The following is a 327-nucleotide window of genomic DNA, read 5'->3' as shown; positions in this document are numbered from 1 at the left end:
TCATCAACCGTGAATAACCCGTTAATAATGCTATCTTTGGATTGATCTGAACCAACACCAGTAAGATCGTCTTCATCGACAACTGTTTCACCCGTTGGCGCACTCATTATTGGCGCATCATCGAGCACCTCGATTGGCAATACATATTGGTTAGAATCATCGCCATCGCCATCAACCGCAACGACATCGAATGGAATCGTTAAGGTATTGGAATTCGGACTTGTTGGATGATTTAGAGGACCTAACAACGTAAACGTATAAGAGCCATCATTCGCTAGCGCGAGCGTGAAGATAGGAGTCCCGCTTATCGTCGTACCTTGATAGGTC

The 327-nt window shown here is 45.3% G+C and carries 1 protein-coding gene; it reads right to left on the bottom strand.

Annotated elements, in window-relative coordinates; all coding sequences use genetic code 11:
- Positions 1-327, bottom strand: a 327-nt coding sequence (locus AB4484_RS26750; RefSeq protein ID WP_372081061.1) for a hypothetical protein, incomplete at both ends; no start/stop codon positions are given.

The sequence above is a fragment of the Vibrio sp. 10N.261.46.A3 genome, assembly GCF_041472995.1.
Taxonomy (GTDB): domain Bacteria; phylum Pseudomonadota; class Gammaproteobacteria; order Enterobacterales; family Vibrionaceae; genus Vibrio; species Vibrio coralliirubri.
The sequence above is the reverse complement of the archived record's forward strand: the minus strand, read 5'-3'. Positions and strand labels throughout refer to the sequence as shown.